The following is a 23732-nucleotide window of genomic DNA, read 5'->3' on the forward strand; positions in this document are numbered from 1 at the left end:
CAGAGCGACGGCCACGATCAGACCGACAATGTTCTCGGCAGTCACAGCTTCGCCACCCCCTTGGCAATGAGCGCCACCAACGCGAAAACCGCGATCGTGGTGACGACGAAGGCCACGTCGGCCATCGCAAGCTCCTGAAACTGGAAGAGGCCCGAAAACGAGCCACGAAACGAGCGGACCTGTAGAGCAAACCTCTCCGCACGGCCTCCGCACGTTCCGTTGACGGCCTCCTTACGGCCGCTGCCGTGTCCTTGACGCCTTTCATACGCGGGTCCCGGCCACTACCGGTCGGGCACCCGGATTCGGCCCCCGGAACGCTTCCGCAAGGCCACCGGAAACGACCGCCGCGAGGCCGTGCGGAATGCCGCCAGAACGCCGTCAGCAGGCCGTCAGAAGCCCGTCAAAACAGCCCTGCGTGGCACCTGCATGGATCTACCTTCCGGAAGTACGCGGCGCCTCCCCGCCCCGCGTCCCACCCGGCCGGGTCGGCGCCGGGGCCCAGGCGCCGACCCGGCTCCCGTGCGGCCCCGAGACCGTCGCCCCGGAACATCCCCCGCCCCCGAAGGGCTTCCTCGATGTCTCCCGCCGCTCCCCAGCAGGCCCCGCCCGCCCCGGCCCCGACCGGTCTCCCGCCCCGAGGTCCGCTGGGCCCCCGGCCGACGCGTCGGAACGCTCGCCGTCCCGGGGGCCTCTTCGAACCCGTACAGCTCCTGAAGGCGTTCCCCGACGCCCTGCGCAAGCTGCATCCGCGCGCTCTGGTGCGTACGCCCGTGCTCTTCGTCGTCGCCATCGGGGCCGCGCTGACCACGCTGTCCGCGCTCGTCCACCCGTCCGTCTTCACCTGGGTGATCGGCGTCTGGCTCTGGCTGACCGTGATCTTCGCGAACCTGGCGGAGGCCGTGGCCGAGGGGCGCGGGAAGGCCCAGGCCGACTCGCTCAGGCGGGCCCGTACGGACACGGTGGCGCTGCGGCTGCGCGACAACTGGCGGGTCGGCACCGATCTGCTGCACGCCCGCACCGAGGCGGTGGCGGCCACCGACCTCAAGCCCTTCGACTTCGTGGTCGTCGAGGCGGGCGAGCTGATCCCGGCGGACGGGGATGTCGTCGACGGCGTTGCCGCCGTCGACGAATCGGCCGTCACCGGGGAGTCCGCGCCCGTCATCCGGGAGTCCGGCGGCGACCGCTCGGGCGTGACCGGCGGCACCACCGTCCTGTCCGACCGGATCGTCGTCCGGGTCACCTCACGGCCCGGCCACAGCTTCCTGGACCGGATGATCGCCCTGGTGGAGGGCGCCTCCCGGCAGAAGACGCCGAACGAGATCGCGCTGAACATCCTGCTCGCCGCGCTCACGATCATCTTCGTGCTCGTGGTGGTCGCGGTGCAGCCGATGGCCGAGTACGCGCACGCCGCCCAGTCCACGACCGTCCTGGTGGCGCTTCTGGTGACCCTCATCCCGACGACGATCGGCGCGCTGCTCTCGGCGATCGGCATCGCGGGCATGGACCGGCTGGTGCAGCGGAACGTCCTCGCCATGTCCGGCAGGGCGGTCGAGGCCGCCGGTGACGTCAACACCCTGCTGCTCGACAAGACCGGCACCATCACCCTCGGCAACCGCGAGGCCTGCGCGTTCGTCCCGCTGCCCGGCATCGAAGAGGTGCACCTCGCGGACGCCGCCCAGCTCGCCTCGCTCGCCGACGAGACCCCCGAGGGCCGCTCGGTCGTCGTCCTCGCCAAGGAGCGGTACGGGCTGCGCGAGCCGGCCGAGGGGGAGCTCCAGGGCGCCCGGTTCGTGGAGTTCAGCGCGCAGACCCGGATGAGCGGGGTCGATCTGCGCTGGGAGAACGGGGCCGTCTCCCACATCCGCAAGGGCGCCGCCGCCCAGGTCGTGGACTGGGTGGAGATGTACGGGGGTCAGGTCCCCGTCGAGGCACGCCGGTTCGCGGACGCCATCTCGGCCTCGGGCGGCACCCCGCTGCTCGTGGGTGTGCACGACGGGTACGGGCCGAGGGTGCTCGGGGTGATCCACCTCAAGGACGTGGTCAAGAACGGCATCGCCGAGCGGTTCGCGGAGCTGCGGCGCATGGGCATCCGTACCGTCATGATCACCGGCGACAACCCGCTGACCGCCCGCGCGATCGCCCAGGAGGCAGGCGTGGACGACTACTTGGCCGAGGCCACGCCCGAGGACAAACTCGCCCTGATCAAGAAGGAGCAGGCGGGCGGCAAGCTCGTCGCGATGACCGGCGACGGCACCAACGACGCCCCCGCGCTCGCCCAGGCGGACGTCGGCGTCGCGATGAACACCGGCACCTCGGCCGCCAAGGAAGCCGGGAACATGGTCGACCTCGACTCCAACCCGACCAAGCTCATCGAGATCGTCGAGATCGGTAAGCAACTCCTCATCACCCGGGGCGCGTTGACCACGTTCTCCATCACCAACGACGTCGCCAAGTACTTCGCGATCATCCCCGCGATGTTCGCCTCGGCCTACCCGGGGCTCGACCGCCTCAACGTGATGGGCCTGCACAGCCCGACCTCGGCCATCACCTCGGCGATCATCTTCAACGCCCTGATCATCATCGCGCTGATCCCGCTCGCCCTGCGCGGTGTGCGCTACACCCCGGCCTCCGCGCACGACCTGCTCCGCCGCAACCTCGCGGTCTACGGGCTCGGCGGGCTCGTCCTGCCGTTCGTCGGGATCAAGCTGATCGACCTGCTGGTGTCGATGGTGCCGGGGCTCGGCTGAGCCCGTGCCGCCCCTCGGCGGACTCTCAGCGGTACTCCGCCAGCCGGGGCCGCAGTCCGAACGCCACCAGCCCCGCCATCAGCACAAGGCCCGTCCCGGCTGTCGGAGCCAGGTACGAGATCGCGTCGCGGCCCGACGCGATCGCCCGGTAGTGGTGGTCGCTGTTGATCGCGGTCACCTCGTCCAGCGCCTGCATCCACGCCCCGAAGTGCGCGTTCGAGGTGTCCGGGGCCCAGCCGACGCAGAACTCGGTGGCCTCCCGGATCTTGTTCTCGGCGACCAGCTTGCGGAACTTGCGGTCGTCCTGCTGGTAGACCACGTACGCGTCGACCGTCTTCTCGGCGGCCTCCCGCTCCCCCGGGAACGTGAGGTTGTCGAGCTCGCGCCGGTACTCGCCGGTGAAGTCCTTGTCCCCGCGGCCATTGCGGTAATCGCCCCAGGTCACGTCCAGCTGGCTGCCGTACGCGTCGACGTCGTCCCCCGCCACCCCGTACAGCTTCCGCGACTTGTCCAGGAAGCCCGTGGCGTACTCCGTACGGTGGTCGGGGTCCAGGAGGTAGCGGCTCTCGTCCGCGTTGAGGTCGTAGCCGAGGGCCTTGGAACGGGCCAGCGCGACCACCGAGTCGAAGGAGTCGTGGCGGGCGATCCTCAGCTGGTTGGAGGTGGTGGTCAGCAGCTGCATGCCGCTGACCACCGCGACCAGCGCGCACAGCGTCGCCGCGAGCAGGCCCGGGTTGAACACCCGACCGAAGCGGCGGCTGAGCTGGATCTGGAGGGAGATGAGGGCGACCACAAGAAGCACGCCCAGGACGATCTCGGCGGCCAGCTGGACGTTCACGTCGGAGTGCGCCGCGCGGTAGTCCGCCTGGTAGACCGCGTCGTTGGCGTCCACGAGCCGGCTCGCGTTGGGCAGCATCACATGGGCGAGGAGGTCGGTCGCGGTCCGGTAGTCGCTGCGGGCCGCGTCCTTGCCGCCGGGGTGCTCGTCGTTCTCCAGGGCCCGCCCGACGAACTCCTGGTAGTGCGCGAACTCGTCGGTGAGCGCGACCACGGCGTCCTGGGTGCCCTTGTCGCCCTCGGAGGCCGCGCCGAGCGTGCGCAGGGAGCGGCTGATGGTCTCCTGGGCGGTCTCGTACCGGCTTCTCGCCTCCGTGTACGAGCGGTCGAGGCGGCCCTTTCCGGTGCCCGAATCGCCGCTGGACACCAGGATGTTGGCGGTCTGGGCGTCCATGTCGTTGAGCGCCAGTTCCAGCTGGGTCGCGGCGAGGGTGCGGGGCGCGTTGCGGTGCTCGATGGCGTCCCAGGTGCCGGACGCGCCGGTGGCGGCGACCACCAGGAGGACCAGCAGTCCGGTCCCGAGCAGCGCGCAGCCCGTTCCCATGAACCGCAGCCGGCCCGGCGTGGTGGACCACTGGCGGCGCACGGCCGCCCGCAGGTCGCGGACCAGCCGGGCGACGGCCTCGTAAGACCGTCGCCACGACTGTCCCCGACGCGGACCCCCTCCGGACCGCGACGGCGGGATCCCCCCGTGACGAACGGCCGACGCGGGGAGGATCCCTGCGTTCACCGGGGCCCCCGCCCCCTGGCTCTGCTCGGCGGTGATGCTCACGCGCCCCTCCCACCTCGCCACGGGCCGCTCGTACGATCCCGTGCGAACACCAGCATCAGGTCAACCGTTCGACCCGAAGCCCGTGTTGACGGTCTCCTGATGCCGCGAGGCCCCGTCTTGACGGCATCTTGACGGGGCGTCAGCGCCAGGGGCTGTCAGGGGCTCCGTATGGCCACCGTCAAGACTTACCGGGCGCCCATCAACACTTCGTCAACGCCCGACGACAGACCCGGCCCGAGTCCCTAGCGTCACAGGACATGAGAGCCATGAGAGCCATGGGACGGCGCCGGTCGCAGTGGTCGTCGGCCGCCAGGACGTCGGCGTCGCTCACCACGACCCACGCCTCGCGGCCGGCCGCACCCCTCGCGTACGACAACGGCCCGGTCGCGTCCGACACGGGCTGGGCCAGTGAGGCGCGCTCGGCGGGTGGGTGCGCGGCGGTGCTGCTCGGTCTGCTCCTGCTGATCGACGCGAGCGCGGGCACCCTCACGGTCCTGCGCGCCGCGCTCTGGCTCGGCCTCGCGGCGCTGCTGCTCCTGGTGCTGTGGCCGGCCCGGGTGTCAGCCGGTCCCGGTCTGCTGGTCTCGCACGCACTGGTCCGCACCCGCGTGGTGCGCACCGACCGGCTGGTGTCGGTGCGCTGGACGGACGGGGTCGCCCAGCGGCTGCTGCTGCGCGACGCGGATGGCAACCGCGCCGAGATCGACCCCCAGGTGCTGATCAACAACCCGCCGCTGTGGCGCTTGTTGGACGAGGGCTCCCGTACGAGCCTGGCGCGCGGCACGCTCTGCTGCGGCGAGACGGCGTTGCGCCAGATCTCGGCCCGGATCGACCGCGAGACGGCCCGCACCGTGTTCAAGGTCTCCGGCCTCGGCTAGCCGGTTTGTTGTGGTTCGTCCTTCCGTGTCAACGATCCTGACGGATCCTTAACACCCAACTCCCCGTGGCCGTTCATACGCTCGCCGCGTGCTGAACGTGACTGGTGTCCTCAAGCGTCTCGTGATCGGCCGGGCGATGCGCAGCGAGGAGCTCGGCGAGACCCTGCTGTCCAAGCGGCTCGCCCTGCCGATCTTCGCCTCCGACCCGCTCTCCTCGGTGGCGTACGCGACCCAGGAGATCCTGCTCGTCCTGACCCTGGGCGGCCTGGCCTATCTCCACTTCACGCCGTGGATCGCGGCGGCGGTCGTCGCGCTGATGGCGGTCGTGGTGCTCTCCTACCGCCAGGTCGTGCACGCGTACCCGAGCGGCGGCGGCTCGTACGAGGTGGTGTCACGCAACCTCGGACCGTCGGCCGGTCTGGTGGTCGCCGCGTCCCTGCTCGTCGACTACGTGATGACGGTGGCCGTCTCCGTCGCCTCGGGCGTCGACAACATCATCTCGGCGGTGCCCGCGCTCAACCCGTACCGCGTACTGCTCGCGCTCGGCTTCGTGGCGATCCTGACCGCGATGAACCTGCGCGGGGTGCGCGAGTCCGGCCGCGCCTTCGCCGCGCCCACCTATCTCTTCATCGGCGGCGTGATCATCATGGTCGCGACCGGTCTGATCCGGTACGCGCTCGGGGACGCGCCGGTCGCCGAGTCCGCCGCGTACGGCATCCACGCCGCGCCCGGCGACCAGCATCTCGCCGGAATGGCCCTGGTCATGCTGGTGCTGCGCGCGTTCTCCAGTGGCTGCACGGCGCTGACGGGCGTGGAAGCGATATCCAACGGCGTGCCCGCCTTCCGCAAGCCCAAGGCGAAGAACGCGGCCGGGACCATGGCGGCGATGGGCGTCCTCGCGGTCGTGATGTTCGTCGGCGTCACCGCGCTGGCGATCGTGGCGAAGGTCCACATCACCGAGGACTCCTGCCAGTTGACCGGCATCGACGGCAGCTGCGACACCTTCACCCAGAAGACCGTCATCGCCCAGCTCGCCTCGTCCGTCTTCGGCGGCGACCACAGCCTCGGCTTCTACTTCCTCCAGACCGTCACCGCGCTGGTCCTGATCCTCGCCGCGAACACCGCCTTCAACGGCTTCCCGCTGCTCTCCTCGATCCTGGCCCAGCACCGCTATCTGCCCCGCCAGCTGCACAACCGGGGCGACCGGCTCGCCTTCTCCAACGGCATCCTGGCGCTCGCCGTGGTCGCGGGCGCGCTGCTCTGGGCGTACAAGGCGGACGTCACCGGCCTCATCCACCTCTACATCCTCGGCGTGTTCACCTCCTTCACGCTCTCCCAGCTCGGCATGGTCCGGCACTGGAACCGCGCCCTGCGCACCGAGCCCGACCCGGCCGCGCGCCGCCGCCACCAGTCGGCGCGGGTGGTCAACGCGCTCGGCGCGGTCGTCACCGGCCTGGTCCTGGTGATCGTCCTGATCACCAAGTTCACCCAGGGCGCCTGGCTCGCGGTGGTCGCGGCGCTCGCGCTGTGGGTGATGATGCGCGGCATCCGGCGCCACTACGACGCCACGTCGGCCGAGCTCGCGGTGGAGGACCCACGCGAGCAACTGGTCCCGCCCTCAAGGGTGTTGGCGGTGGTCCTGGTCTCCACCGTCCACAAGCCGACCCTTCGCGCCCTGGCGTACGCGCGCGCCTTCAAGCCGGACCGGCTCGAAGCGCTCACCGTCGCCGTCGACAAACCCGCCACCGACGAGCTCCAGCGCCGCTGGCAGGACCTCGACGTCAGCGTGCCCCTGAAGGTGCTCGCCTCGCCGTACCGCGAGATCACCCGGCCGGTCGTCGAATACGTACGCTCGATGCGGCGCGACAGTCCGCGCGATGTGGTCGCGGTGTTCATCCCCGAGTACGTGGTGGGCCACTGGTGGGAGAACCTGCTGCACAACCAGTCCGCACTGTGGCTCAAGAGCCGCCTGCTGTTCACCCCCGGCGTGATGGTGACCAGCGTCCCCTGGCAGCTGACGTCGGCGGCCCGAGCCGACCACCCGGCACCGCGGGCACCTGGTTCGGTGAGGCGCGGGGAGCCGTCGACAGGCGACGCCCCCGGCGCCGACACGCTCGGGCGGACCATGCGTTAGTCACACTTTTGTGCGCGGGTTCGTCAGCCCCATGACAGTGGAACCAAGGCCACGACGCGAGTGGCAGCCAGGAGAACCGTCATGGAAGCAAGGATGCCGAGCCCGGCGACGCTCGTCCCGGGGGCGATGGAAGCCATTCGCGAGCTGACGAAGGCCACGCACAGCGCCGGCGTACCCGCCGCCACCATGCACCTCGTGCATCTGCGGGCCAGCCAGATCAACGCGTGCAGCGCCTGCGTGGACTCCGGCACCCGGTACGCGATGAAGGGCGGCGAGAGCGCGGAGCGGCTGCTCGCGGTGGCCGCGTGGCGCGAGATGCCCTACTTCACCGACGCCGAGCGGGCCGCGCTCGCCCTCACCGAGTCGGTCACCCGCCTCAACGACCGCGCCGAGCCGGTCCCCGACGACGTATGGGCCGAGGCGACGGCGCACTACGCGGAGCAGCCGCTCGCCGCCCTCGTCCTGTGGATCGCGGTCAGCAACTTCTACAACCGCCTCAACGCGGCGACGAAGCAGCAGGGCGGCCAGACGTGGTGAGCCGTAACCCGACCAACTCCCTTGCGGCACACGGCAACTGACGACTCATCGTACGCAGTTCTCGATCACAGTACGTATTCACCACGCAACGCCGAGGTGGCACGACATGGCAACCGAGACAACCACCTGCTGCATCGTCGGCGGTGGGCCGGCCGGCACGATGCTGGGGCTGCTGCTGGCCCGGGCCGGCATCGACGTGACCGTCCTGGAGAAGCACCAGGACTTCCTGCGGGACTTCCGCGGCGACACGATCCACCCCTCCACCCTGGACGTGATGGCCGAACTCGGCCTGGTGGAGCGCTTCTTGGAGCTCCCGCACCGCACCACGCCGGGGATCAACATGGTCACCGACACCCGCGACGTACTCGTCGCCGACCAGCGGCTGCTCTCCGGCGCGTATCCGTACATCGCGTTCGTCCCGCAGTGGGACTTCCTCAGCCTGCTCGCCGAGGAGGCGGCCAAGTACCCGCACTTCCATCTGAAAATGGGCGCGGAGGTGCACGGGCTGATCCGCGAGGGCGACCGGGCGGCGGGCGTGCGCTACCGGGACGCCGACGGCGAGCACGAGCTGAGAGCGGTGCTCACGGTGGCCGCCGACGGCCGTGACTCGGTGCTGCGCGCCCCGGCCGGGCTGGTCCCGCAGGGGTTCGGGGCGCCGATGGACGACCTGTGGTTCCGTATCCCGCGCGAGGAGAGCGACCCGCCGGACACGTTCATCCGCCTCGGCGCCCAGGGTCTGCTCATCGGCATCTGCCGGGAGGACTACTGGCAGTTCGCCTATGTCATCCCCAAGGGGAGGTACGCCCAGCTGAAGACCGAGGGCATCGACGCGCTGCGGGCGAGCGTGCGGGCGCTGCTGCCGTGGATGGGCGACCGGCCGGACAAGATCGAGTTCTCGGACGCCCGGATGCTGGAGGTCCGGGTGGAGCGGCTGCGGCGCTGGTACCGGCCGGGGCTGCTGTTCATCGGCGACGCCGCGCACGCGATGTCGCCGGTCGGCGGGTTCGGGATCAACGTCGCCGTCCAGGACGCGGTCGCCACCGCCAATCTGCTGGCCGAACCGCTGCGCCGGGGCACGCTCGGCACCGGGCATCTGGCGGCCGTGCAGAGGCGGCGGCTGCCGCCGACGGTCGCCATCCAGCGGATGCAGATCCTGCTCCAGAACCAGCTCATCGCGCCGACGCTCGACGGGACGCGCGAGTCGCGGCCGCCGAGGGTGCTCGCGGTCGCGGACCGGGTGACGCCGGTGGGCAGGCTGATCGCCCGGATGATCGGGTACGGGCCGCGCCCCGAGCACGTACGGACCCCCGGGCGGAGCTGAACGCATGGCCACGAAGGGCGGGAGCGGGCGCCGACAGCGCTTGCTCCCGCCCTTCGTCGTATCCACCGATACATCTCGGCCGCTCCGGCCCGCGCATATCGTGAAATCTCAGCGACGACACCCGGTGAATTCGGCCACGAATAGCAACCGCGTGTCTTTCCTCCCCACACGCTCCCTCACACGCAATTTCGTTGACCACACAACAACTGCTCTCCACAAGTGTCCAACTGCGGAAATCCCGCGCTCGCACGGAGCCCCGGCAGAGGGCGATACGGGGGAAGCATCAGCTGCCGGAGTGCCGCTTGAGCCGCGTATGACGGGCAAGTTGAGCGCTGCTTGACCCGCACCCGCCGCCTCGTGCTAAACCCGTAACCACTTGATAAGAAATCCAGCCAGAGAGGGTTTCATGACGACCATCATCCGACCCGAGGACCGCCCTGCCGGCCGTCGCGGGTTTGAAATCGTCCTGCCGAGTGGCGCGACAGGTGGTACCGCGGCCATGGTGGAGGGCGAGATAGCCGCCGCGACGCCCGGACCGCCGCTGCACACACATGCCGAGTCCGACGAGACGTACTACGTCCTCGAAGGCTCCTTGATCATGTACATCGACGGCGAGGTGACGAAGCTCGGCCCCGGCTCGATGGCACACATCTCCAAGGGCACCGAGCACACCTGGTCCACCACCCTCTCCGGCGGCTGCCACTTCCTCACCCTGCACCTGCCCGGCGGTTACGAGCTGTACCACCCGACCGCGCTCGCGGCCGAGCACGAGAAGGGCGGGCCGCTGATCCAGTCCGACCTCTTCGAACTCGCCGCGAAGTTCGACTGGCGGATGGCGGGCAGCGAGCCGATGCGGCTGACCCCCGAGGGCGTTCTCGTCCCGGCCGGTGACGCCGACGCGATCGCGCAGCGCCTGCTCGCCGAGTACACCGAGCAGCCGGTCGCTTGAACGACTCGGGCAGCGTCGGCCACTTAGAACGTCTCCACCAGCCAGGCCACTTAGGTCACTTGGACCACTCGGGCCGCTGGAACCCAACACTTCGCTTGGGCCGCTCAGGTCGCCGGAGCGTGTGAGTGCCTTGCCGAGTCGGGGTGTCGAGCATGCGCTCGGCTCACCACCCCGTGCGGGAGGGCGCTTTCACGTGTCCCCCGCCCGCCGCGCCCCCGCCCTGCGAGATCTCCCTACCGGTCTCGCGGGGCGGCGGTCTGTCCGGCCGGACCGGCAGCCCCGGGACCCGCTGTCACCAGGCCCCGGTGTGACCCGCGGATACGGCGTGTGACCTGCGAAAAGTCACACCGCCACACCCTGTGTCGTCATGTTGGTGACGCGCATTTTTCCTGCCTTCCCTGGCGAGGAGAACAGCAAATGGCACTCACCCCTTCACGCTCCATCCGTCATGACCGGGCTGGGACGGCCTCGGTCACCACGATCGGCCAGAGGTAGACACGCCATGACTCACGACACGCACGCCGGAGCCGACCTGCCCGGCGGCAGCCACGCGGGGGCGGCGCACGGCGAAGCGCCGACGCTCGACCCGCGCCGCTGGCTCGCACTCATCATCGTTCTGGTCGCCGGGTTCATGGACATGCTCGACGTGACGATCGTCAACGTCGTCATCCCGAGCATCCAGAAGGACCTGCACGCGGACTACACCCAGATCGAATGGGTCGTGGCCGGATATGTGCTCGGCTTCGCGGCCCTGCTGATCACCGGCGGGCGGCTCGGCGACATCTTCGGCCGTAAGAAGATGTTCCTGATCGGCGTCGCGGGCTTCACCATCGCCTCGACGCTCTGCGGTGTGGCCAGCGGCCCCGGCATGCTCATCGGCGCCCGCTTCTTCCAGGGCACCATGGCCGGACTGATGGTCCCGCAGATCCTCGCGATCATCCATGTCACGTTCCCGTCCGAGGAGCGCGGCAAGGTGCTCGGCATCTGGGGCGGTGTGCTCGGCTCCGCGTCCGTGGCCGGTCTGATCGTCGGCGGTGTGCTGGTCGACGCGAACATCGCCGACCTGCACTGGCGCCCGATCTTCCTGGTCAACATCCCCGTCGGCATCGGCGCGTTGATCGCGGCCTGGTTCTTCGTCGGGGAGTCGAAGTCGCCCGCCGCGCCCAAGCTCGACCCCATCGGCGTGGTGATCGTGACGACCGGCATCCTGATGCTGGTCTATCCGCTCGCCGAGGGCCGCACCCTTGGCTGGCCCGCCTGGACGTACGTCCTGATGGGCGGCTCGGTCGTGGTGTTCGCCCTGCTGGCCGTCTTCGAGCGGTACCGCACCCGGACCGTGGGCTCGCCGCTGGTCGTGCTCAGCCTGTTCAAGGAGCGCGCGTTCACCGCGGGCATGCTGGTGTGGACGCTGTTCTGGATCGCGCTCGGCGGCTTCTTCCTGGTGTGGACGCTGTACATGCAGCTGGGTCTGGGCTGGTCGCCGATGCGCGCCGGTCTGACGGGCGCGGCCTTCGCCGTCGGCGCCGCCGCCGGTTCCGGCCTCGCGGTCGAGGTGTTCACCCCGCTCATCGGACGCTGGACGCTGATCGGCGGCGCGCTCCTGAACGCGGCCGGTTTCGGCGCGTACATCTTCGTCGCCCACCACTACGGCCCGGGCATCCCGTCCTGGCAGATGATCGCGCCGCTGGTCGTCACCGGCTTCGGCTTCGGTCTGGTGGTGGCGCCGATGATCGACGCGATCCTCACCAAGGTCCCGGTCAAGGACGCCGGTTCGGCCTCCGGTCTGCTCGGCACCACCCAGCAGGTCGGTATGGCACTCGGTGTCGCGCTGGTCGGCGTGCTCTTCTTCGGCCACCTGGCCAGCGACTCGAACCACGGCGTCGACAAGGTCACCCCGGCCCTGCGCCAGGAGCTGGTCACCGCCGGTGTCCCGGCGAACGGCGTCGACGGCATCGTCAACGGCTTCCGGGCCTGTGTGCACGACCGCTCGGCCGAGTCGGACCCGACGAAGGTCCCGGCCAGCTGTCTGCCGTCCTCGGTGCAGGGCGCCGACAAGGTCCAGCCGATCCTGACCGCGCAGGGCCAGAAGGCCGTGAGCCACAACTTCGTCAAGAGCTTCGACCTCAGCCTCTGGTACGGGGTCGGCATCCTGATCCTGGTCGCGCTCGGCATGTTCGCGCTGCCCCGCGAGGTGCACGCGCGCGACCTGGACGCGGAGCTCGAAGCGCTGGGCGAGCCGGTCGCCCGAGGGGTGTGACGCCGCAGCACTGACGCGGGAACCCTCGAACTCCCCGTAGGCGTACGCCGGTTGCTCAGGCAGACGCGCGCTTGCGGGGAGTCGTCTTCTTCGCGGCCGCCTTCTTGGCCGTCGTCGCGGTGGACTTCTTGGCGCCGGACGCGGTGGCCTTGGGGGACGCCGCCGACTTCTTCGCGGCGGAGGTCGACTTGGCGGTCGCCTTCGTGGTCTTCTTCGCGGCGGCCTTCCTGGCGGGGGCGGTCTTGGCCTCGCTCTTGGCCGGGGCGCTCTTGCGGGCCGCCGTCCTACGGGGCTTGAGCTCGGTCACCTCGGCCGACTCCGCCGCCTCCTCGCCGCGCGCCTCCTTGGCCGCGCGCACGCTCTTCTCCAGCGCGGCCATCAGGTCGATGACCTTGCCGCCGCCGGTCTCGGGCGGGGCCTCGGACGGGGGCAGCGCGCCGCCCGCCTTGGAGGCGATGAGGGCTTCCACGGCCTCGCGGTAGTCGTCGTGCAGCGCGTCCACGTCGACCTCGCCGAGGGTGTCCATCAGGGCGTCGGCCAGGTCGAGTTCGGCGTCGCGGACCTTCACGCCGGTCTCCGGGGCGACACCTTCGGGAGCGCGGATCTCGTCCGGCCACAGCAGTCCGTGCATGGCGATGACGTCGTCGACGACCCGCAGCATGCCGAGCCGCTCCCGGCCGCGCAGCGCGAACTTGGCGATGGCCACCTTCTGGCTGCGCTTGAGCGCCTCTCTGAGCAGCGTGTACGGCTTGGCCGCCGGGACGCCGCTGGCGCTCAGGTAGTACGCCGCGTCCATCTGGAGCGGGTCGATGGAGTCGGCCGCGACGAACGCCACGATCTCGATGGTCTTGGCGGTGGGCAGCGGGAGCGCGGCCAGGTCGTCGTCGGTGATCGGGATCAGCGAGCCGTCCGCGTCCTCGTACGCCTTGCCGATCTCGGCGGCCTCCAGCTCCTCGCCGTCCAGCTCGCACACCTTGCGGTAGCGGACCCGGCCGCCGTCCTCCGTGTGGATCTGGCGGAACGAGATCGAATGGCTCTCGGTGGCGTTGAAGAGCTTGATCGGAATACTGACCAGCCCAAAGGAGATCGCACCATTCCATATGGATCGCACGCTTCATCCCCTCTGCCGGGATTAGTGGGATTCTCATCGTATGACGCCGATCACATGGGTGGAGGGGCGGCGGATCGCGCTCTCCCGCCTCGACAAGGTGCTCTATCCCGCGACCGGCACCACCAAGGGCGAGGTGCTGCACTACTGCGCGTCGGTGGCCGGGGCGCTGCTCGCGCATCTGCGGGGGCGCCCGGTGTCGTTCCTGCGCTACCCGGACGGCCCCGAGGGCCAGCTCTTCTTCACCAAGAATCCGCCGCCCGGCACACCCTCCTGGGTGACGACCGCGTCGGTGCCGCGCTCCCGGGACAGCGCCGCGCGCCAGGTCCTGATCCCGGACCTTTCGACCCTGATGTGGGCGGCGAACCTGGTGGTCGAGTTCCATACGCCCCAGTGGCAGGCGGACGCGCCCGCGCAGGCCGACCGGATGGTCTTCGACCTGGACCCGGGCGCCCCGGCGACGGTGGTGGAGTGCTGCGCGGTGGCGCTGTGGCTGCGCGAGCGCCTGTCGGCGGACGGCCTGCACGCGTACGCGAAGACCTCCGGCTCGAAGGGCCTCCACCTCCTCGTCCCCCTCGAACCCACCCCGTCCGAGCAGGTCTCGGCGTACGCCAAGGGGCTCGCCCAGGAGGCGGAGGCCGCGCTCGGGCAGTTGGTCACCCATCGGATGGCGCGGGCGCTGCGGCCCGGCAAGGTGTTCGTCGACCACAGCCAGAACGCGGCCGCGAAGACGACGGCGGCGCCGTACACCCTGCGGGCCCGGGAGCGGCCGACGGTGTCGGCGCCGGTGTCGTGGGAGGAGGTCGAGTCCTGCCGCACGGAGTCCGACCTGGTGTTTCTTCTGGGCGACATCGAGCCGCGCCTGTCCAGGGACGGCGACCTGATGGCCCCGTTGATCAACCTGAACAGGGCGGGCCGCCTCCCATGACACCGCCGCTGCGACCGCCGCTGAAGGTGGCCCTGGCCCAGTCAGTACGGGAGCTTCCGACGGGCCCCGGCTGGTCGTACGAGCCGAAGTTCGACGGCCACCGGATGCTCGTCTTCCGCACGGCCGACGGGGTGGTGCTCCAGGCCCGCTCGGGCCGGATCGTGACGGCCGCGTTCCCGGACCTGGTGGAGGCGGCGCTCGCGGTGCCCTCGGGGTGTGTGCTGGACGGGGAGGTGGTGGTCTGGACGGGTGGCCGCACCGACTTCGCGGCGGTCCAGCGGCGTGCGGCGGCGACGCCGACGCGGGCGGCGCTGCTCGCGCGTCGGCTGCCGGCGTCGTACGCGGCGTTCGACGTGCTGGCCGAGGGGGACGAGGACGTCCGCCGCGCGTCGTACTCGTTGCGCCGCGCCCGCCTTCTCGCCGTGCTGGGCGAGTTGGGCCCACCCCTGCAGCCGGTCCCGGCGACGTCGGATCTCGAAACCGCCCTGACCTGGTACGAAACGCTTCCGGCGAGCGGGGTGGAGGGGCTGGTGGCCAAGCGCCTCGACTCCCCGTACCGCCCCGGCGCCCGGGCCTGGCGCAAACTCCGGCACACGGATACGTGGGAGGCGGTGGTGGTGGGGTTCGTCGGCCCCGCGCGCCGCCCGACGGCCCTGGTCCTGGTCCTCCCGGGCGACGACGCCGTGGCGGTGTCGAGCCCGCTGGGCCCGGCGCTCCGTGCCGAGGCGGGGCGGGTGGGGCTGCGTCCGTCACCGGGGACCCCGACGGCCATCGCCCCCGGCTGGGGCGAGGTGCCCTACGTCCCCGTCGAGCCGGGCCACTTGCTGGCGGAGGTGGAACGGGGGACGGTGCGGCATCCGGTGACTACGGTGCTGCGGTTGCGGGAGGGGGGTGCGTGAGGGGGGCGGCGTGTGGTTCGACTGCGGGCCGTCTGTGGCTGGTCGCGCAGTTCCCCGCGCCCCTAAATACCTAGGGGCGCGGGGAACTGCGCGAGCAACCCAGCACGATCCGCAGCCGAAAAACAGGGCAACTCACGCTCGCGTCCACGTCCGGCGGTCCCGGGCCGTCCAGTGCAGCCCCTCGATGTCCCCCGGCTTCAGGACGCCGCCGAGACGGGCCAGCTCGCCCACCTCCGTATCGCGCAGCACCCGTACGTCCCGTACAGACGCGACCGAGTCCACCCGATCCGCGCCCGGCAGCGCCAGGATCGGGCGGACCGCCGTCGCCAGGGCCAGGGCGGCACGCTCGGCGTCGCGGCGGGCCCAGCGCAGCTGGGGCGTGGGGGCCGCGCGGCCGACCGAGACGAGCGGGTCCGCGATCCGGACTCGGTGGCGGTGGCACGGGAGTGTGCGGACCGTCATCACCCCGGCCGGGCCGATCAGCAGATGGTCGATGCGGCCGTCCCCCGGCAGCGGCACCGAGTGCAGCACCCGCCACCCCGCCCCCTCCAGCGCGTCCAGCTCCGCCCCCACCCGCTCCTGCGCGGCCAGCGCCGACCGGCGCGGGTCGGCCCGGAAGCGCCGCTGCTCGACGTGCCGCTCCAGCTCCGCGAACAGCGCCTCGCCGGGCCGGTTGGGCGCGAGGTCGTCGTCGGGGTGGAGGGAGAGCCGGGCCAGGTCGGCCGAGGTGGGCACGGGCGGCGGCCCGACGGTCACATCGCCCACCACGAACGGCGCCAGGGCCGCCAGCACCTCGTCCCGGCACTCCTCCAGGAGCAGGCTGACCCGCCCGCTCTCCCTGTCGTACCAGGCCGCGCTCCTGCCGTCCGGAAGGCTGACGTACAGCCGTGCCTGTCCGTGCCGGTGCACCGGTGTCACCCGCAGTCCCGACATCCCGCATCACCCCCACGACCATGGGACCAGCACCGCCCGCGCAGGGCAATATCGCGGCTCGTATAGTGCGGAGCCGCTAGGGCGTGTACGGCATGCGCCGAAGAACCGGGAGGGGCACCACCAATGATCATCTGGGGTACCAGGGGTTATCTGTACCAGCTGGCGATGATGACGCTGGTCTGCGGGAACTGCGGCAACCCCGCGGCCCATGGACTGCGCAAGTACGTCAAGAAGTTCACGTTCTTCTTCATCCCGCTCTTCCCCCTGTCGACCCGGTTCCGTACGCAGTGCACGTTCTGCGGTCTTGAGCAGGAGATCACCAAGGAGCAGGCCGAGCAGCTCCAGGCGATGGCCGCGGGTCCCCAGCCGGGCCAGGGCATGGCCCCGCAGCCCGGGTACCAGCAGCAGCCCGGGTACCAGCAGCAGCCGGGTCAGATGCACGGACAGAACCCGTACCAGCAGTGATGACACGGTCGCCACGGCTATGGAGAGCTGTTACAAAGCCGGGAAAGCTCCGCAATAACCGCCGCCTACCGTGGTGACCATGACTGCGTCCACGACCTCCCGCCCCCGTCCGCCCCGCACGGCGCGGATCGCGGCCGCCTCCGCGCTCGCCCTCGCCCTGGGCGGCGGGCTGATGGCCTGCGGCTCGGGTTCGTCCAGTGGCGGCAAGGCGCCCGCGCCCGACGTCTCCGTGCGCAACGCCACCACCACCCAGGCCCGCCAGCAGGTCGGCCCGCTGAAGGCGGCCGAGCCGACCCGGGTGGTCATCCCCTCGGCGGGGGTCGACGCGAGTCCGGTGCTCCACCTGGGCCTGGACGAGAAGCAGGAGCTCCAGGTGCCGCCGGTGGACAAGGCGGAGCTGGCGGGCTGGTACACCGGCAGCGTCACGCCGGGCGAGAAGGGCGCTTCCGTGATCGTCGCGCACTACGACACGGCCAAGGGCCCGGCGCTGATGCGCGATGTGAACAAGATGCACGTGGGAGACGTGATCGAGGTGGGGCGCGCGGACGGGTCCACGGCCGTGTTCCGGATCCGCGAGACACAGCAAGTGGACAAAACCGACTTCCCCACGAATAAGGTTTACGGCAAGACAGACCGTCCGGAACTCCGCCTCATCACCTGCGGCGGCCCGATCAGGAACGGCCACCGCTCGGCCAACATCATTTTCTACGCCGACCTGGTGAAGGCGCAGTAGCCCCTCGCCGCTACCCTCGGCGCCGAGGCCCGCACGACAGGAGCACCTTGACCCGCCACCGCCGCCCCGCCCGCGCAGCCGCCGCACTGCTCGCCGCCGGCGCCGCAGCAGTGCTGGTTTCCGGCTGCGGCAACGCGGGCGGCCTGGAGGGCGCGGGCCCCACCCCGACGGCGGTCGGCCCGGTGCGCCTGTGGCCGGACCTGCCGAAGCCCACGACGACCCCGCAGGACTACGGCGAGTCCCAGACGGAACGGGTGCCCGGCATCAAGGTGCCCGGCGGCGACGTCCACAACCTCGACCCGGTCGCGGTCGTCCAGGCCGAGGTGCGCGCCCACCCCGACCAGTACACGGGGGCCGACGGGCTGTACGAGGAAACGGTTCGCCAGCTCAATCAGTGCCGGTCCAAGCCCAAGGGCTGCCCGGTGCTCAAGGCGTACTTCCGCGATCTGACCGGCGACGGCAGGGACGAGATGATCCTCGGCATCAAGATGCCCGAGCAGCAGCTCGCCGTGCGCTGCTACATGCCGGACAAGAACGGCACCCTGACCCGGATCATGTCCACCTCCGACCAGCTGATCGAGGTGGAGCTGGCCGGCCGGGACGTCATCCTGCACTCGGTCTCCGCGGGCATCCCCGGCTACGAGTACCGCACCGCCTGGTCCTGGGACAACCACCAGCGCGCCATGCTGCCGACCCGCGACGAGATCATCCGGGTGGAGCCGCAGCACTCCCTCAACCCGGTCCCGCCGCGTCCCAAAACGCCGAACCCCACCGCGAGCAGGCGATGAAGCGACCCCGAGCGATCAAGCGGCCCCGGCTGCCCGCCTGGACGGCGACGCTCACCTGGAAGGCTGCGGTCTTCATCACCGTCATGTGCTGCGCCCTGGCGGCGCTGCTCGGTGTGCTCGTCCATGTCTCGGTGACCCGGCAGACCGTCGGCCAGGCCCGGGACAAGGCGCTGGGCAAGCTGGACGACGTGTCCCAGGCGTACGAGGCGGGCGAGCCGCTGCCGTCCGGCGCCGGACTCGACCCGGCGGGCCTGCCCGGTTCGCTGCGCAAGCTCGCCGTCTCCGGCAAGCGCGGCACGCTCGTCGCCGACGACGTGAACGGGCGCCCCACCATGTGGGCGGCGGGCCCGGCCGACGGGCGCGCGCTGGCCGTCACCATCGACTACAGCCAGAGCGCCCGCACCATCAACGGCCTCGACCAGGCGATCCTCGGCTCCTCCATCCTCGCCATCGGCGCCACCCTGCTGGTCGGCGTCTTCGGCGTCACCCGGGTCACGCGCCGACTGCACCAGACGGCCACGGTGGCCCGCCGGATCGGCGCGGGCGACCTGGACGCCCGGGTCAACGACCCCCGTACGAAGGACCCTTCGCGCCATCAGGACGAGGTGGCCACCGTCTCCGGGGCGCTCGACACCATGGCCGGGACGCTGCAGAACAAGCTGCTGAGCGAGCAGCGCTTCACCGCCGACGTGGCGCACGAACTGCGCACCCCGCTCACCGGACTGCACGCGGCCGCCGAACTGCTGCCCGAGGGACGGCCCGCCGAGCTGGTACGGGACCGGGTGCGGGCGATGCGCTCGCTCACCGAGGACCTCCTGGAGATCTCCCGCCTGGAGTCGGGCAGCGAGCCCCTCGACCTCGATCTGGAGTATCTGGGGCCGCTGGTGGAGCGCGTGGTGCGCGCGTCGGGGACGCGGACCGAGGTCGTGGTGGTCCGCGACACCTGCGTGGAGACCGACAAGCGGCGCCTGGAGCGGGTGCTCGGCAACCTGGTGGCCAACGCCCACAAGCACGGCGCGCTGCCGGTGGTCCTGACCGTGGACGGCCCGGTCGTGACGGTACGGGACCACGGCGCCGGCTACCCCGCCTATCTGCTCGACCACGGCCCCCAGCGCTTCCGTACCGAGGGCGGCACCAAGGGGCACGGGCTCGGCCTGACCATCGCGGTCGGCCAGGCGTCGGTCCTGGGCGCCGGGCTGCGGTTCGGCAACGCGCCGGACGGGGGTGCGGTGGCGCGGCTGACCCTGCCGGAGTACGCGGGGTCCGGCGACGGCACCGACGGGCCGGGCAGCGGTGACCCGCAGGCCGGGACCGGTGTGCGGGGTCCGGCGGGTCATCCGTCCGGCGGCACGCAGCCCTCGTAGCGCTTTGCGGGCGGTAAGGAGCGAACCTAGGGTGAGCCGGGCGAGCCAAGGACCGTCCCCCACGGCCCTCCCGTCCCCCAGGAGGCTTCAATGTCCCTGCGTTTTCCCCTTGCTTCGCTGAGCCTGTGTCTGGCCACCGGCGCCGTCGCCGCCCTCGCGGCGGCGGGTCCCGCGAGCGCCGTACCGTCCGACCACAACGACTTCACCGGCCGGGTGACGGCCAAGTCCGGCCTGCTCCTGCGGGACAAGCCGACCCGCAGCAGCCGGATCGTCGGCATCGCGCCGTACCACTCGATCGTCCACATCTTCTGCAAGACGCGCGGCGACAGCGTCAACGGCAACAACCGCTGGTATCTGCTTGAGGACGGCACCTGGGCCTGGGGGTCGGCGTTCTACATCGACAACCTCGGCCCGGTGCCGCGCTGGTGCTGAACCGTCAGCTCACCTCCCGAGGAGCCTGGCCTTCGCGGCCGCGAACTCCTCGGGGGTGAGCAGCCCTTCCTGGGCGAGCTTTCCCAGCTGGGTCAGCCGGTCGACGAGGGCAGCGCCGTCGGGGTCGGGCGCCACTTCCACCGGTGGCCGAGGGGCGGGCTCGGGACGCGGCGGACGGGGAGCCTTCGCCAGCAGGCCGCGCAACAGGGGCGCGCCCGACGGACGGGTCACGGGTCGGACCACATCCCGGGTGGACTTGATGAACACGACTCAGCCCTTCTCTCTGCCGGCGGCCGTCCGTTCGGCCAGCGCGGCCCTGACCTCGTCCAGGCGTTCCGGCGGCAGTCGCACCGAGCCCGCGACATGGCCGCCCGCCGCCCGTACCCCCTTGGCCGCCTCCTCCGCCCACAGGTGCTCGATCAGGGCGACGATCGCGCAGCTGCCCCGGTCGAGGAGCTCCGCCGCCTCCTGGACGTCCTCGGGTCCGATCAGCCGCTCGACGCCGTCGCCGACCAGGACGCCGCTCAGCTCCTCGAACTCGTCGAGCTCGGCCGCCAGCACCTCCCCGCCCGCCGTCTTGGTGACGACCAGCGCGTCGACGATGCGTACCGAACGGGATCTGCGCACCCCGACGAGCGAGTCGACGGCCCGCACCCGCAGCTGCTCCTCGGGGAAGGCGAGGACGATGAACTCCACGGGCCCCATGGCCGTACTCCTCAGTGACGGTCCGTCAGTTCTCTCAGCCGATACCCCCCTCGGCACACTATGACATAAAGGACATAAGCGGCCGCGCTTGCTACGTTGCCCGACATGAGCGCAACGACGACGGCGGACCGGCCACCGCCCGCCCTCCGTCTCCCCCGGCGCCGGGGCGTCGAACTCTCGCTGCTCGTCGGCGCCGTCCTCGCCTCGGTCTACGGCTACGCCGACGTCGGGCTCGCCAAGAGCGGCGCGCTCCCGCCGGACGCGGCGGGCTACGGCGCCGGGCTCGGGCTGCTCGCCCTGCTCGCGCACCTCGCGGTCCGGCTGCGCGCCCCGTACGCCGACCCGCTCCTGCTGCCCATCGCGGTCCTGCTCAACGGCCTCGGCCTGGTCCTGATCTACCGCCTCGACCTGGAGACCCCGCACACCCCGGCCGCCTCCGCCCAGCTGATGTGGTCGACCATCGGGGTCGCGCTGTTCGGCGCGGTCGTCCTGATCCTGCGCGACCACCGCGTACTCGCCCGGTACGCGTACATCTCGGCCGCCTCCGCGCTCGTCCTGATGGTCGTGCCGATCTTCTTCCCGGCCGTCAACGGCGCCAAGATCTGGATCCGGCTCGCCGGACTCTCCTTCCAGCCGGGCGAGTTCGCCAAGATCCTGTTCGCGGTCTTCTTCGCCGCGTACCTGGCCGCCAACCACAACGCGCTCGCGTACACCGGCCGCCGCATCTGGCGCCTCCAGCTCCCCACCGGCCGGGTGCTCGGCCCGATCGTGGCGATCTGGCTGCTGAGCGTCGGCGTCCTCGTCCTGGAGCGCGACCTCGGCACCTCGCTGCTCTTCTTCGGACTCTTCGTGATCATGCTGTACGTGGCGACGGGCCGCACCGGCTGGATCGCGGTGGGGCTGCTGCTCGCCGCGGTCGGCGCGGCGGTGGTCGGCTCGCTCGAACCCCATGTGCACAGCCGCGTCCAGGACTGGCTGCACCCGTTCGCCTCCATCGACGCGGGCCAGGGCCCCGGCCAACTCGCCCAGTCGCTCTTCGCGTTCGCCGCGGGCGGCATGCTCGGCACCGGTCTGGGCGCGGGCCACTCGATCCTCATCGGCTTCGCCGCGAAGTCCGACTTCATCCTGGCGACGGCGGGCGAGGAGCTGGGCCTCGCGGGCCTCACGGTGATCTTCCTCCTCTACGCGCTGCTCATCGCCCGGGGCTATCGCGCGGGCCTCGCGCTCAGCGACTCCTTCGGACGGCTGCTCTCGGTCGGCCTCTCCTCGATCCTCGCGTTCCAAGTCTTCGTGATCGCGGGCGGGGTGATGGGCCTGATCCCGCTGACCGGTATGGCGATGCCGTTCCTGGCGCAGGGCGGCTCGTCCGTCGTCACCAACTGGATCATCGTGGCGCTGCTCATCCGGGCCAGCGACAGCGCGCGCACCCCGCGTCCGGCCGTAGACACCGGCACCCTCGCACCCGTCCGCACGAGGACCTGATGATCCGTTACATCCGGCGGGCCGCCGCCTTCTGCCTCGTCCTGCTGGTCGCGCTGCTCGTCAACGCGGCCCGCGTCCAGGTCTTCCAGGCCGACGCGCTCGACGCCAACCCCGCCAACCGCCGCGCCACACTGGCCCGTTACGGCCAGCCGCGCGGCGACATCCTGGTGGGCGAGGACGCGGTCACCGGCTCCAAGGACACCGGCCAGCCGCTGCGGTACGAGCGCACGTACACCGACGGCCCGCTGTACGCGCCCGTCACCGGCTACGCGTCCCAGATCTACGGGACCACGCTCATCGAGAGCGCGGAGGACGCCGTCCTGTCCGGCACCTCCCCGCTGCTCACCCCGCTGTGGGGCGACCTCACCCGTAAACGGCAGCGCGGCGGCGACGCGGTCACCACCATCAAGGCGTCGATGCAGCAGGCTGCCTACAAGGGCCTGGGCGGCAAGAAGGGCGCGGTCGCCGCCGTCGAGCCGTCCACCGGGAAGATCCTCGCCCTGGTCAGCAGCCCGTCGTACGACCCCAGCAGGCTCTCCGGGAACGGGCCGGCGGTGAAGAAGACCTGGGCCGCTCTGACCACGGGCCCCGACCAGCCGATGCTCAACCGGGCGATCCGGCAGTCGTATCCGCCGGGCTCCACCTTCAAGATCGTGACGGCGGCGGCCGCACTGGACGCGGGCGCCGTCACCGATGTGAACGCGCCGACCGTCACACCCGACCCGTACGTCCTGCCCGGCACCAGCACCACGCTGCCCAACGAGGCGAACGGCTGCGAGAACGCCTCGCTCGCGTACGCCGTGGAGGTCTCCTGCAACACGGTGATGGCGAACCTCGGGGTCAAGGTGGGGCTCGCGGGGATGCTGAAGGCGGTCGGCCGGTTCGGCTTCAACGACACCCGGCTGCGCATCCCTTCGGGTGTCGCCAAGTCCAACTTCGACAAGAAGATGGGCCCCGACCAGCTGGCGCTCTCCTCCATCGGCCAGTTCGACACGACGGCCACGCCGTTGCAGATGGCGATGGTGGCGGCGGCGGTCGCCAACGGCGGGGAACTCAAGTACCCGTATCTGGTGGACCGTACGACCAGCGCGCACGGCACGACCCTCGCCCGCACCGCCGAGCGCGACTACAAGCAGGCGATGAACCCGGCCACGGCCGAGCGGCTCCAGCAGCTGATGGTGGACGTGGTGGAGAAGGGCACGGGCACCAGCGCCGCGATCCCCGGGGTGCGGGTGGGCGGCAAGACCGGCACGGCCCAGAACGGCGTCGGCAACCGGGGCCTGCCGTACGCCTGGTTCATCTCCTGGGCCCAGTCCCCGGACGCACCCCGCCCCGCCGTGGCCGTCGCGGTCGTGGTCGAGGACGCGGAGGCGAACCGGATGGACATCAGCGGGGGCGGGGACGCGGCGCCTATCGCGAAGGCGGTGATGGAGGCCGCTCTCACAGGGTGAGGCGGGTGCCGA

At 71.1% G+C, this 23732-nt stretch carries 21 protein-coding genes; 16 read left to right on the forward strand and 5 right to left on the reverse strand.

Annotation, left to right across the window (positions count from 1 at the left end):
• Positions 1–575 precede the first annotated feature (575 nt).
• Complete coding sequence (gene kdpB, locus BG418_RS33020) at positions 576–2747, forward strand: potassium-transporting ATPase subunit KdpB (protein WP_188277742.1); 2172 nt, start codon at positions 576–578, stop codon at positions 2745–2747.
• A 25-nt stretch (positions 2748–2772) separates the two neighbouring features.
• Here kdpB and BG418_RS33025 read toward each other — a convergent pair whose 3' ends face one another.
• Positions 2773–4128 carry a hypothetical protein gene (locus BG418_RS33025; protein WP_188277743.1) on the reverse strand — a complete coding sequence of 452 codons (1356 nt, stop codon included), beginning with the start codon at positions 4126–4128 and terminating at the stop codon, positions 2773–2775.
• Positions 4129–4613: 485 nt separating this feature from the next.
• Here BG418_RS33025 and BG418_RS33030 point away from each other — a divergent pair, with 485 nt between their 5' ends.
• From BG418_RS33030 to BG418_RS33055, 6 genes are all read left to right on the forward strand, one after another.
• Positions 4614–5234, forward strand: coding sequence for a hypothetical protein (locus BG418_RS33030; protein ID WP_223185807.1), 621 nt, complete (start codon positions 4614–4616; stop codon positions 5232–5234).
• 136 nt (positions 5235–5370) lie between these two features.
• Positions 5371–7368: an APC family permease gene (locus BG418_RS33035; RefSeq protein ID WP_188278308.1), complete on the forward strand. Its 1998-nt coding sequence runs from the start codon at positions 5371–5373 to the stop codon at positions 7366–7368.
• An 81-nt stretch (positions 7369–7449) separates the two neighbouring features.
• Positions 7450–7905: a carboxymuconolactone decarboxylase family protein gene (locus BG418_RS33040; RefSeq protein WP_188277744.1), complete on the forward strand. Its 456-nt coding sequence runs from the start codon at positions 7450–7452 to the stop codon at positions 7903–7905.
• A gap of 106 nt (positions 7906–8011) precedes the next feature.
• Complete coding sequence (locus BG418_RS33045) at positions 8012–9226, forward strand: FAD-dependent oxidoreductase (RefSeq protein ID WP_188277745.1); 1215 nt, start codon at positions 8012–8014, stop codon at positions 9224–9226.
• A gap of 406 nt (positions 9227–9632) precedes the next feature.
• A complete protein-coding gene (locus BG418_RS33050; RefSeq protein ID WP_188277746.1) occupies positions 9633–10175 on the forward strand; it encodes a cupin domain-containing protein in 543 nt (180 codons plus the stop codon).
• 502 nt (positions 10176–10677) lie between these two features.
• Complete coding sequence (locus tag BG418_RS33055; protein ID WP_188277747.1) at positions 10678–12432, forward strand: MFS transporter; 1755 nt, start codon at positions 10678–10680, stop codon at positions 12430–12432.
• A gap of 55 nt (positions 12433–12487) precedes the next feature.
• Here BG418_RS33055 and BG418_RS33060 read toward each other — a convergent pair whose 3' ends face one another.
• Positions 12488–13543 (reverse strand): Ku protein, encoded by a 1056-nt coding sequence (locus BG418_RS33060; RefSeq protein WP_188277748.1) that lies wholly within the window; start codon positions 13541–13543, stop codon positions 12488–12490.
• 40 nt (positions 13544–13583) lie between these two features.
• On the opposite strand from BG418_RS33060, the gene ligD reads away from it, so the two are divergent.
• On the forward strand, positions 13584–14468 hold the full coding sequence (gene ligD, locus BG418_RS33065; RefSeq protein WP_188277749.1) for a non-homologous end-joining DNA ligase: 885 nt from the start codon (positions 13584–13586) through the stop codon (positions 14466–14468).
• Complete coding sequence (locus BG418_RS33070; RefSeq protein ID WP_188277750.1) at positions 14465–15367, forward strand: ATP-dependent DNA ligase; 903 nt, start codon at positions 14465–14467, stop codon at positions 15365–15367. Before ligD ends, BG418_RS33070 begins: the two co-directional genes overlap by 4 nt.
• A 132-nt stretch (positions 15368–15499) precedes the next feature.
• Here BG418_RS33070 and BG418_RS33075 read toward each other — a convergent pair whose 3' ends face one another.
• The gene (locus BG418_RS33075) at positions 15500–16300 is read right to left on the reverse strand and encodes a nuclease-related domain-containing protein (protein ID WP_188277751.1); all 801 of its coding nucleotides are present in this window, start codon (positions 16298–16300) and stop codon (positions 15500–15502) included.
• A gap of 123 nt (positions 16301–16423) precedes the next feature.
• On the opposite strand from BG418_RS33075, the gene BG418_RS33080 reads away from it, so the two are divergent.
• The 5 genes from BG418_RS33080 (at position 16424) to BG418_RS33100 (ending at position 20082) form a co-directional block, all read left to right on the forward strand.
• Positions 16424–16765, forward strand: coding sequence for a zinc-ribbon domain-containing protein (locus tag BG418_RS33080; RefSeq protein ID WP_188277752.1), 342 nt, complete (start codon positions 16424–16426; stop codon positions 16763–16765).
• A 79-nt stretch (positions 16766–16844) separates the two neighbouring features.
• Positions 16845–17498, forward strand: coding sequence for a class F sortase (locus tag BG418_RS33085; protein ID WP_188277753.1), 654 nt, complete (start codon positions 16845–16847; stop codon positions 17496–17498).
• Between the two features lie 47 nt (positions 17499–17545).
• Positions 17546–18286 (forward strand): hypothetical protein, encoded by a 741-nt coding sequence (locus tag BG418_RS33090; RefSeq protein WP_188277754.1) that lies wholly within the window; start codon positions 17546–17548, stop codon positions 18284–18286.
• Positions 18283–19650, forward strand: coding sequence for a HAMP domain-containing sensor histidine kinase (locus BG418_RS33095; RefSeq protein ID WP_188277755.1), 1368 nt, complete (start codon positions 18283–18285; stop codon positions 19648–19650). The genes BG418_RS33090 and BG418_RS33095 overlap by 4 nt, the downstream gene beginning before the upstream one ends.
• A 90-nt stretch (positions 19651–19740) precedes the next feature.
• Complete coding sequence (locus tag BG418_RS33100; protein ID WP_188277756.1) at positions 19741–20082, forward strand: SH3 domain-containing protein; 342 nt, start codon at positions 19741–19743, stop codon at positions 20080–20082.
• A 9-nt stretch (positions 20083–20091) separates the two neighbouring features.
• On the opposite strand, the gene BG418_RS33105 is transcribed toward BG418_RS33100, so the two are convergent.
• Together BG418_RS33105 and BG418_RS33110 are read right to left on the reverse strand one after the other, a co-directional pair.
• On the reverse strand, positions 20092–20349 hold the full coding sequence (locus BG418_RS33105) for an SHOCT domain-containing protein (protein WP_188277757.1): 258 nt from the start codon (positions 20347–20349) through the stop codon (positions 20092–20094).
• Positions 20350–20352: 3 nt separating this feature from the next.
• Positions 20353–20787, reverse strand: a complete 435-nt coding sequence (locus tag BG418_RS33110; protein WP_188277758.1) for a DUF6325 family protein — start codon at positions 20785–20787, stop codon at positions 20353–20355.
• A gap of 105 nt (positions 20788–20892) precedes the next feature.
• Between BG418_RS33110 and BG418_RS33115 the strand changes: the two genes are divergently transcribed.
• On the forward strand, positions 20893–22269 hold the full coding sequence (locus BG418_RS33115) for an FtsW/RodA/SpoVE family cell cycle protein (protein WP_188277759.1): 1377 nt from the start codon (positions 20893–20895) through the stop codon (positions 22267–22269).
• On the forward strand, positions 22269–23720 hold the full coding sequence (locus BG418_RS33120; RefSeq protein ID WP_188277760.1) for a penicillin-binding transpeptidase domain-containing protein: 1452 nt from the start codon (positions 22269–22271) through the stop codon (positions 23718–23720). Before BG418_RS33115 ends, BG418_RS33120 begins: the two co-directional genes overlap by 1 nt.
• Positions 23721–23732 lie beyond the last annotated feature (12 nt).

The sequence above is a fragment of the Streptomyces sp. CBMA152 genome, from assembly GCF_014596475.1.
Taxonomy (GTDB): domain Bacteria; phylum Actinomycetota; class Actinomycetes; order Streptomycetales; family Streptomycetaceae; genus Streptomyces.

Bases quoted from the DNA above. Each gene is read 5' to 3' on its own strand.
- BG418_RS33100 (WP_188277756.1), top strand. From the start codon at position 19,741: ATGTCCCTGCGTTTTCCCCTTGCTTCGCTGAGCCTGTGTCTGGCCACC.
- BG418_RS33110 (WP_188277758.1), bottom strand. From the start codon at position 20,787: ATGGGGCCCGTGGAGTTCATCGTCCTCGCCTTCCCCGAGGAGCAGCTG.
- BG418_RS33070 (WP_188277750.1), top strand. From the start codon at position 14,465: ATGACACCGCCGCTGCGACCGCCGCTGAAGGTGGCCCTGGCCCAGTCA.
- BG418_RS33075 (WP_188277751.1), bottom strand. From the start codon at position 16,300: ATGTCGGGACTGCGGGTGACACCGGTGCACCGGCACGGACAGGCACGG.
- BG418_RS33085 (WP_188277753.1), top strand. From the start codon at position 16,845: ATGACTGCGTCCACGACCTCCCGCCCCCGTCCGCCCCGCACGGCGCGG.
- BG418_RS33050 (WP_188277746.1), top strand. From the start codon at position 9,633: ATGACGACCATCATCCGACCCGAGGACCGCCCTGCCGGCCGTCGCGGG.
- kdpB (WP_188277742.1), top strand. From the start codon at position 576: ATGTCTCCCGCCGCTCCCCAGCAGGCCCCGCCCGCCCCGGCCCCGACC.
- ligD (WP_188277749.1), top strand. From the start codon at position 13,584: ATGACGCCGATCACATGGGTGGAGGGGCGGCGGATCGCGCTCTCCCGC.
- BG418_RS33030 (WP_223185807.1), top strand. From the start codon at position 4,614: ATGAGAGCCATGAGAGCCATGGGACGGCGCCGGTCGCAGTGGTCGTCG.
- BG418_RS33040 (WP_188277744.1), top strand. From the start codon at position 7,450: ATGGAAGCAAGGATGCCGAGCCCGGCGACGCTCGTCCCGGGGGCGATG.
- BG418_RS33115 (WP_188277759.1), top strand. From the start codon at position 20,893: ATGAGCGCAACGACGACGGCGGACCGGCCACCGCCCGCCCTCCGTCTC.
- BG418_RS33080 (WP_188277752.1), top strand. From the start codon at position 16,424: ATGATCATCTGGGGTACCAGGGGTTATCTGTACCAGCTGGCGATGATG.
- BG418_RS33095 (WP_188277755.1), top strand. From the start codon at position 18,283: ATGAAGCGACCCCGAGCGATCAAGCGGCCCCGGCTGCCCGCCTGGACG.
- BG418_RS33035 (WP_188278308.1), top strand. From the start codon at position 5,371: ATGCGCAGCGAGGAGCTCGGCGAGACCCTGCTGTCCAAGCGGCTCGCC.
- BG418_RS33055 (WP_188277747.1), top strand. From the start codon at position 10,678: ATGACTCACGACACGCACGCCGGAGCCGACCTGCCCGGCGGCAGCCAC.
- BG418_RS33045 (WP_188277745.1), top strand. From the start codon at position 8,012: ATGGCAACCGAGACAACCACCTGCTGCATCGTCGGCGGTGGGCCGGCC.
- BG418_RS33120 (WP_188277760.1), top strand. From the start codon at position 22,269: ATGATCCGTTACATCCGGCGGGCCGCCGCCTTCTGCCTCGTCCTGCTG.
- BG418_RS33025 (WP_188277743.1), bottom strand. From the start codon at position 4,128: ATGGGAACGGGCTGCGCGCTGCTCGGGACCGGACTGCTGGTCCTCCTG.